We start from the raw sequence: 8,090 nt of genomic DNA on the forward strand, positions 1-8,090 counted from the left end.
CCCTCGTCGTTCGCGCCTCTCACGGAGCCGCCCACCGAAGTCGTCCACGGAGACGACGATAACGTGCGCGCTATCACCGGTCGACGCCGGAAACGCTCGGACACGCCTCAGGCGGTCGCCGAGCGGTGAGTCGAGGCCGCGATGCTCGGCCCGAACGTCATGGCGAAGTACGAGGTCGAGCTCCGCGCGGTCGACGGCACGGGCCTCGACGAGGTCACGATGGACGCGGTCGTCACGCTCGTGAACGGGTTCGTCGGCGGGGCCGCGCGCGGCGTGCTCGACCGCGCGCAGGCCGAGCAGGTGACCGGCATCAGCGAGGAGCAGTGGTGGGAGGCGACCGCCCCCTACGTCGACCAGGTCTTCGACGCCGACGCCTACCCGACCGTCGCGCGCGTCGGACCCGTCGCCGGCGAGGCCAACCAGGCGGCGTACGACCCGCACCGCGCGTTCGAGTTCGGCCTCGCCCGGCTCCTCGACGGCATCGCGGTGCTCGTCGACGCCGCCCGCTGACGCCGGACCGGTCCGCCGCGGTCGGGGAGGATGGGCGCATGAGTGCGACCCTGCAGGCCCGCGCGGTGTCGGCCGCCTTCGGCGACCGCGAGCTGTTCTCCGGTCTGGACCTCGTCGTCGCCCCCGGTGACGTCGTCGGGCTCGTGGGGCCGAACGGCGCGGGCAAGACGACGCTGCTGCGCATCCTCGCGGGCAGCCGCGCGCCGGAGTCCGGGACCGTCAGCCTGTCGCCGCCGACCGCGCAGGTCGGCTACCTCGTGCAGGAGGTCGAGCGCAAGGACGACGAGACGGTCCGCACGTTCCTCGAGCGACGCACCGGCGTCGCCGCCGCGCAGACCGAGATGGACGACGCGTCGCACGCGCTCGCGGCCGAGGAGCCCGGCGCCGACGACCGGTTCACCGAGGCGCTCGAGCGGTGGATGTCGCTCGGCGGCGCGGACCTCGACGCGCGGCTCGGCGTCGTCGCGGACGACCTCGGCCTGACCGTCGACCTCGGCCTGCCGATGACCGCGCTGTCGGGCGGGCAGGCGGCGCGCGTCGGGCTCGCGGCGCTCCTGCTGTCCCGGTTCGACCTGTACCTGCTGGACGAGCCGACGAACGACCTCGACACCGACGGCCTGCACCGGCTGGAGGAGTTCGTGGACCGCGTGCAGGCGCCGGTCGTCGTCGTGAGCCACGACCGCGAGTTCCTCGCCCGGACCGTGACGCGCGTCGTCGAGATCGACCGCAGCCTGCAGCGCGTCGCGACCTACGGCGGCTCCTACGACGCGTACCTCGACGAACGCTCGACCGCGCGTCGCCAGGCGCGCGAGGCGTTCGAGGACTACGCGGCCCGCCGCGACGCGCTCCAGGCCCGGGCGCGCACGCAGCGCGCGTGGATGGAGAAGGGCGTCCGCAACGCGCGCCGCAAGGCCACCGACAACGACAAGAACGTCAAGCACCACCGCGGCGAGACGTCCGAGAAGCAGGCCGCGAAGGCGCGCCAGACGGACCGGATGATCGAGCGGCTCGACGTCGTCGAGGAGCCGCGCAAGGAGTGGCAGCTCCGCATGAGCATCGCCGCGGCACCCCGGTCGGGCGCGGTCGTCGCGACGGCCCGCGCCGCGGTGGTACGACGCGGCGACTTCACGCTCGGACCGGTCGACCTGCAGCTCGACTGGCAGGACCGCGTCGCCGTGACCGGCCCGAACGGCTCCGGCAAGTCGACGCTGCTGGCGCTGCTCCTGGGCCGGGTCGCGCCCGACGACGGGAGCGCGGCGCTCGGCCCCGGCGTGCTCGTCGGCGAGGTCGACCAGGCGCGGGCCGCGTTCGAGGGCGACGCACCCGTCGGCGACGCGTTCGCGCGCGAGGTCCCGGACTGGACGACCGCCGACGTGCGGACGCTGCTCGCCAAGTTCGGCCTCGCGGGTCACCAGGTCGGCCGCCCGGCCGCGTCGCTGTCGCCCGGCGAGCGGACCCGTGCCGCGCTCGCGCTGCTCCAGGCCCGCGGCGTCAACCTGCTGGTGCTCGACGAGCCGACCAACCACCTCGACCTTCCCGCGATCGAGCAGCTCGAGCAGGCCATGGAGTCGTTCGACGGCACGGTCCTGCTGGTCACGCACGACCGCCGCATGCTCGACACCGTCCGCCTCACGCGCCGCTGGCACGTCGAGGACGGCCGCGTCACCGAGGTCGCGCCCGACTGACCGAGCCGAGCACGCACCGCCGAGGTGGCTCCGCGGCGCGCGCGGACCTGGTGGGATGTCCGCCATGACACCTGCGCACGACGCCGTCGAGCACGGGGACCTCCCACGCCTGCGGACGCTGCTCGACGACGGCGCGGACGTCGAGGAGGTCGACGGCGGCCTGACCCTGCTCCAGCACGCGGTCGACGTCGAGATCGACGCGCACACCCAGACCGGCGAGCCGCTCCACGTGGACCTGACGGCCTACCTCCTCGCGCGCGGTGCGGACCCCCTCGCCTCACCGGTTCCCGGCGGGGCCGGTTCGGCGCTGCACACGGCGCGGCTGCGGGGGCACTGGCTCGCCGTCGCGGTCATGGAGCCGCTCGTGCGCCCCGGCGCAGGCCCGGACGGGCGTGCCACCGGGACCGTGCGTTGACACGCATGGGTACCCTCCTGCGACGCGCCGGTCGGCTGCGGGGCTGGACCGGACCGTCGAGGGTGCACGCCGTCACCAGGCGCTGAGCGAGACCGACGCTCCCGTCACGACGAAGGTGCCGTCGTCGTCGCGGTCGACGGTCGGGTCGACGAACGCGAAGACCCCGTGACCGCGCTCGAGGCGCAGGAACACGTGGCAGGTGTCGGACTCGAGGTCGGGTGCGACGAGCGTCGGCGAGCAGTCCTGCTCGAGCGTGCCGCTGCCGGTGGCGCCGAGCCCGGCGGCGAGGTCGGCGGCGACGTCGCTGACGGCCCGGTCGACGCCCCAGCACGCGACGAGGTCGTCGGCGTGGCACCCGGTCTGCTCGACGGCCCCGTCGGGCGCGGGCAGGGCGGCCGCGCGCTCGACGGCCTCCGCCCGGAGGTGCCCGTCGACGGCCCGCAGGACACCGGGCACGGTCACGGCCGCCACCGCGCCGGCGGCGACGACGGCGAGCGAGACGACGAACACCGGCCGCGGAGCACGCATGCGCAGGTCATCGGCAGTGCGGCTGCGGTCCTTGAACGTCACGCCGTGCCCGGCGGTCGCTCCGCGACGAGGAGGGTCCTCGGTCACCTGGGCAGGGGCCTCGGACGGTCGTACGGTCGTGGGAGGTCCAGTGGTCCGCGGTCCGTGAGGCGGCGCGCGATGAACAGGTCCAGGACGACGACGTCGACGAGTCCCCAGGCGGTGGGACGCGTCCGAGCGAGGGCGAGCGCGCTGACGGTGCTCGTCGTGGGGGTCCTGGTGGCCGTCGTGGCGTTCGTCCCGCACCCCGCCGTCGCCGCGGCCCCGACGCCACCGTCGCGGGCGTCGGTCGTGCAGGCGGCACGGCTCGCGGTCGACCGCTTCTACGCCACCGACGGCGGAGCGACTGCCGCCGCGGGCTGGCGGTGGGCGCCGTACTTCATGGCCGTCGAGGCGCTGCACCGCGAGACCGGTGACGCGACCTACGCCCAGTGGCTCCAGGCGTGGGGCGACCGGAACGCGTGGACCGGCGACGCGCCGCCGAGCCCGACGTCCAACCCGGACAGCCGTGCCGCGATCCAGGTCTGGTACGACATGGCCGCGCGCGGCATGGCCGCGGACCTGGCACCGTCGGACGCCCTCATGGCCGCGGACCTCGCCCTGCCCGCGGACCGGTACTGGTGGATCGACGCGATGTTCATGGGCCTGCCGCTCTGGCCACGCTGGGCGACCCGGACGGGTCAGAGCGCCTACGCGGCCAAGCACGCGCAGCTCTACACGTACCTGCGCGACGACGGATTCACGACGTACCGCCGCGGATGCGGCCACACCGGCCTGTTCGACCCGACCGAGAGCCTGTGGTGGCGCGACTGCCAGTTCGTCCCGCAGCGGGACGCGCTCGGGCACAAGGTGTTCTGGTCGCGCGGCAACGGCTGGGTGCTCGCGGCGATGGCCCGCACGCTCATGGTCCTGCCGACCACCGACCCGCAGGCCGCCGAGTACCGGGCGATGCTGCAGCGCATGGCCGCCCGCCTGGTGCCGCTGCAGGGTGCCGACGGGATGTGGCGCTCCCACCTGCTGAGCCCGTCGCTGTACCCGGCGCCCGAGACGAGCGGCACCGCGCTGTTCACGTACGCGATGGCGTACGGCATCCGCTCCGGCCTGCTCGACGCCGCGACCTACCTGCCGGTCGTCCTGCGCGCGTGGCAGGGGCTCTCCACGATCTCGCTCACGAGCACCGGGTTCGTGTCGAACTGCCAGCTCGTCGGTGACCAGCCGGCCGCACCCAGCACGACGACGTCGATCGCGTACTGCGTCGGCGCGTTCGCGCTCGCGGCGACCGAGGTCGCGCGGCTCGACGGCTACCTCGCGGCGGACCCGTTCACGCGCACGGCGACGAACGGGCTCGGCACGGCGGAGGTCGGCGGCACCTGGACGACGCCCGTCGCCCCGGTGGACTTCTCCGTCGACGGCGCGGTCGCCCGCGTCCGCACGCCCGCCGGCCACACGCGGTACGCGAACCTGGCGGGCGTCTCGTCGCAGGACACCGATCTCACCGCCACCTTCGCGTTCACGCGCCCGACCAGCCGGAGCCTCTACCTCGCGCTCGTCGCACGCCAGGTCGGCAGCGCGACGTACACCGGTCGCGCGGTCGTCAGCAGCACGGGAACCGTCCAGGCGCAGGCGCAGCGCTCGGGGACGACGCTGCGCGCGGTGGCCGTGCCGGGCCTGGTCGTCGCGGCGGCCGACCGCGTGCGCATCCGCGTGCAGGCGGTCGGTGCGGCGCCGACCACCCTCCGCGTGAAGGTGTGGAAGGACGGGGCCGTCGAGCCTTCCGCGTGGCACGTCACCGTCACCGACACGACCGCCGCCCTGCAGGCCCGCGGCGCGATCGGCCTCACGACCTACCTCAGCGCTGACGCGACCCCGTCACCGCTCGTCGTGACGGTCGACGACCTCACGGCCCGCCGCCCGGGCTGACGCTCAGCCCGCCGCGACGTCCAGGGCCTGGGTGAGGTCGTCGCGGAGGTCCTCGACGTCCTCGAGCCCGACGGACAGGCGGACGGTCGACTCGGCGATCCCGACGGCGGCGCGGCCCTCGGGTCCGAGCTTGCGGTGCGTCGTCGTGGCGGGGTGCGTGACGATCGACTTGGTGTCGCCGAGGTTGTTCGACAGGTCGATGATCCGCAGCGCGTCGAGGAACGCGAACGTGGTCTTCTTCGCGACGTCGGGCGTCGCGCCCTCGGGGACCCGCAGGTTGAGCGTGACGACCGTGCCGCCGCCGGTCTGCTGCGCGCGCGCGAGGTCGTGCTGAGGGTGCGACGGCAGGAACGGGTAGCGGACGGACGCGATCGCCGGGTGCTGCTCGAGCCAGCCGGCGAGCTCCAGGGCGGACGCCGCCTGGTGGCGCACGCGCAGCGACATCGTCTCGAGGCCCTTGAGCAGCACCCACGCGTTGAACGGGGACAGCGACGGGCCGGTGTTGCGGATGAGCGTCTGGACGGGTCCGCGCACGTACTCGGCGGAGCCGAGGATCGCGCCGCCGAGGACGCGGCCCTGGCCGTCGATGTGCTTGGTCGCGGAGTAGACGATCACGTCGGCGCCCAGGTCGAGCGGGCGTGACAGGACGGGCGTCGCGAAGACGTTGTCGACGACGACGGTCGCACCGGCGGCGTGCGCGAGGCGGGACACGGCGGCGATGTCGACGAGGTCCTGCATGGGGTTCGACGGCGTCTCGAAGAACACGACGTCGGCCGGCGTCGCGAGCGCCTCCTCCCACTGCGTCAGCACGTGCCCGTCGACGTAGTCGGTGCGCACGCCCCACCTGGCGAGGATCTCGTCGAAGATCACGACGCTCGACCCGAACAGGGCGCGGGCGGACACGATGCGCGAGCCCTGCTGGACGAGCGCGGCGAGGGCCGTGAAGACGGCGGACATGCCGGTCGCGGTCGCGTAGGCGGCCTCGGCGCCGTCGAGCAGGCGCAGGCGCTCCTCGAACGTCGACACCGTCGGGTTGGAGTAGCGGGAGTAGAGGAACCGGTCGACGTCGCCCGCGAACGCGGACTCGGCCTGCGCGGCGGAGTCGTACACGTACCCCTGGGTGAGGAAGAGGCCCTCGGACATCTCCTGGAACTCGGACCGCACGAGCCCGCCGCGCACGGCGAGCGTGTCGGGCCGCAGCGTCGAGCGGTCGACGGACCGGTCGTCCCAGTCGCCGGGACCGGGCACCCGGCCCGGCACGCGGTCGGCGGTCACAGCGTCGTCCAGGGCAGACCCTCGGCGCGCCACCCGACGTGCCCGCGCTGACCGTCGGGGCCGACGTCCCCCTCGAACCCGCGCAGCACGTTGTACGCGGGGCCGAACCCGGCGGCGGTCGCGGCCTGCGCGGCGGCGACCGAGCGGACCCCGGAGCGGCACAGGAAGACGACGGGCCGCTCGTCGCCGGGCGTCAGGCCCGCCTCGGCGAGCTCGTCGACGAACCGCGGGTTGAGGCCCTGCGGGGTCGTCCACTCGACGAGCGCCGCACGGCCGCCGATCCCGGTGGCGTCGGGCACGCCGATGAGCCGCCACTCGGCGTCGGTGCGCACGTCGACGAGCAGGGCGCGCTCGTCGGACGCGAGCAGGTCCCACGCCTGCTGCGGGGTCAGGTCACCGGCGTACGGCATCGCGATCCTCCATCGGTCCTGGCGGTAGCACCCTCGCCCGGCGGACCGGGGGGTTGCTGCGGCGTCGTCGAGCCAGATCTCTCGGCCGCTCTGGATGGTTGGCGCGATGCTACGCGCGCCGGACGTCGCAGCGCCAAGGAGTGGACATCCCGTCCCGTCATCCGAGACGGCCGACGTGTCCCGTTGACACATCCCGGCCGCCGACGGAACCCTCGTCGTCAGGTCATGAGCGCCAGCGCGAAGCCCCGGCTCGCTGGCCGGCAACCCTCCTCCGCGGTGGGGTGCCCCGGGTGACGACCAGGCCGACCGCTGACCGGCGGACGGCAAGCGCGGGGCCGGCCGTCGGTGCCGGGTCCCACGGACCCGTGAGGAGCACCATGTCCGTCATCGCCGAGACCACGTCCTGTGCCGAGGTCGACGCCCCGGTGTCGACCCGCGAGCCCGTCCCCGCCCTGCTGCCCGTCGTCGGCGGCGACACGACCGTGCCGCTCGTCGACGGCACCCAGCGGGTCTACGCCAACCTCGACTACGCCGCGAGCGCCCCCGCGCTCGAGTCCGTCGCCGCGCGCGTCACCGAGGTCCTGCCGCTGTACGCGTCCGTGCACCGCGGCGCCGGGTACCTGTCGCAGGTGTCCACGGCCCTCTACGAGTCGTCGCGGCAGAGCATCGCGCGGTTCGTCGACGCGCGCCCCGACGACGTCGCGATCATCACGCGCAACACGACCGACTCGCTCAACCTGCTCGCGGGCGTCGTCCCTGCGGGCGGCAAGGTCCTCGTCCTCGACGTCGAGCACCACGCCAACCTGCTGCCGTGGGTGCAGTCGTCGCAGCGGCACGGCAACACCACGACGATCCTGCCGATCGGCCGGACCGTCGCCGAGACCCTCGACGCGCTGCGCGCCGAGCTCGCGACCCAGCCGTACGCGCTCCTGACGATCACGGGCGCGTCCAACGTGACCGGCGAGTCGCTGCCGATCGAGGAGGTCGTCGCGCTCGCGCACGCCGAGGGCACCCGCGTCGCCGTCGACGGCGCGCAGCTCGTCCCGCACCGCGGCTTCTCGCTCGCCCGCACCGGCGCCGATTACGTCGCGTTCTCCGGCCACAAGACGTACGCGCCCTTCGGCGCGGGTGCGCTCGTCGGCCGCCGCGACTGGCTCGACACCGGCACGCCGTACCTCGCCGGGGGAGGTGCGGTGCGCGACGTGCGCGCCGACCGGACCGTCTGGCAGCCCGCACCCGCGCGGCACGAGGCCGGGTCGCCCAACGTCATCGGCGCGATCGCGCTCGCGGAGGCGTGCGACCGGCTCG

Annotated in this window: 8 protein-coding genes and 2 riboswitches; of the genes, 5 read left to right on the forward strand and 3 right to left on the reverse strand. The window is 74.5% G+C overall.

What is annotated here, in order from left to right:
• Positions 1-141: 141 nt before the first annotated feature.
• From HGA02_RS05900 to HGA02_RS05910, 3 genes are all read left to right on the forward strand, one after another.
• Positions 142-510: a TetR/AcrR family transcriptional regulator C-terminal domain-containing protein gene (locus HGA02_RS05900; protein WP_246247477.1), complete on the forward strand. Its 369-nt coding sequence runs from the start codon at positions 142-144 to the stop codon at positions 508-510.
• Positions 511-548: 38 nt separating this feature from the next.
• Positions 549-2,195 (forward strand): ABC-F family ATP-binding cassette domain-containing protein, encoded by a 1,647-nt coding sequence (locus HGA02_RS05905; RefSeq protein ID WP_168678225.1) that lies wholly within the window; start codon positions 549-551, stop codon positions 2,193-2,195.
• 64 nt (positions 2,196-2,259) lie between these two features.
• The gene (locus tag HGA02_RS05910) at positions 2,260-2,610 is read left to right on the forward strand and encodes an ankyrin repeat domain-containing protein (protein WP_210728225.1); all 351 of its coding nucleotides are present in this window, start codon (positions 2,260-2,262) and stop codon (positions 2,608-2,610) included.
• Positions 2,611-2,682: 72 nt separating this feature from the next.
• Here HGA02_RS05910 and HGA02_RS05915 read toward each other — a convergent pair whose 3' ends face one another.
• Positions 2,683-3,138: a hypothetical protein gene (locus HGA02_RS05915; RefSeq protein WP_168678227.1), complete on the reverse strand. Its 456-nt coding sequence runs from the start codon at positions 3,136-3,138 to the stop codon at positions 2,683-2,685.
• Positions 3,139-3,384: 246 nt separating this feature from the next.
• Between HGA02_RS05915 and HGA02_RS05920 the strand changes: the two genes are divergently transcribed.
• Entirely contained in the window at positions 3,385-5,097 is a 1,713-nt protein-coding gene (locus tag HGA02_RS05920) for a glycoside hydrolase family 88 protein (protein ID WP_168678228.1), read from the forward strand.
• A 3-nt stretch (positions 5,098-5,100) separates the two neighbouring features.
• Here the strand turns inward: HGA02_RS05920 and HGA02_RS05925 are convergent, their stop codons facing one another.
• Positions 5,101-6,357 carry an O-succinylhomoserine sulfhydrylase gene (locus HGA02_RS05925; protein WP_343035307.1) on the reverse strand — a complete coding sequence of 419 codons (1,257 nt, stop codon included), beginning with the start codon at positions 6,355-6,357 and terminating at the stop codon, positions 5,101-5,103.
• An 11-nt stretch (positions 6,358-6,368) separates the two neighbouring features.
• Positions 6,369-6,782 carry a rhodanese-like domain-containing protein gene (locus HGA02_RS05930; protein WP_168678229.1) on the reverse strand — a complete coding sequence of 138 codons (414 nt, stop codon included), beginning with the start codon at positions 6,780-6,782 and terminating at the stop codon, positions 6,369-6,371.
• 6 nt (positions 6,783-6,788) lie between these two features.
• A riboswitch (SAM riboswitch) is annotated at positions 6,789-6,883 on the reverse strand.
• 120 nt (positions 6,884-7,003) lie between these two features.
• A riboswitch (SAM riboswitch) is annotated at positions 7,004-7,118 on the forward strand.
• A gap of 41 nt (positions 7,119-7,159) precedes the next feature.
• On the opposite strand from HGA02_RS05930, the gene HGA02_RS05935 reads away from it, so the two are divergent.
• A partial coding sequence (locus HGA02_RS05935; protein WP_168678230.1) for an aminotransferase class V-fold PLP-dependent enzyme occupies positions 7,160-8,090 on the forward strand: 931 nt, incomplete at its 3' end.

Source organism: Cellulomonas septica, from assembly GCF_012396155.1.
In the GTDB taxonomy this organism is placed as follows: domain Bacteria; phylum Actinomycetota; class Actinomycetes; order Actinomycetales; family Cellulomonadaceae; genus Cellulomonas; species Cellulomonas septica.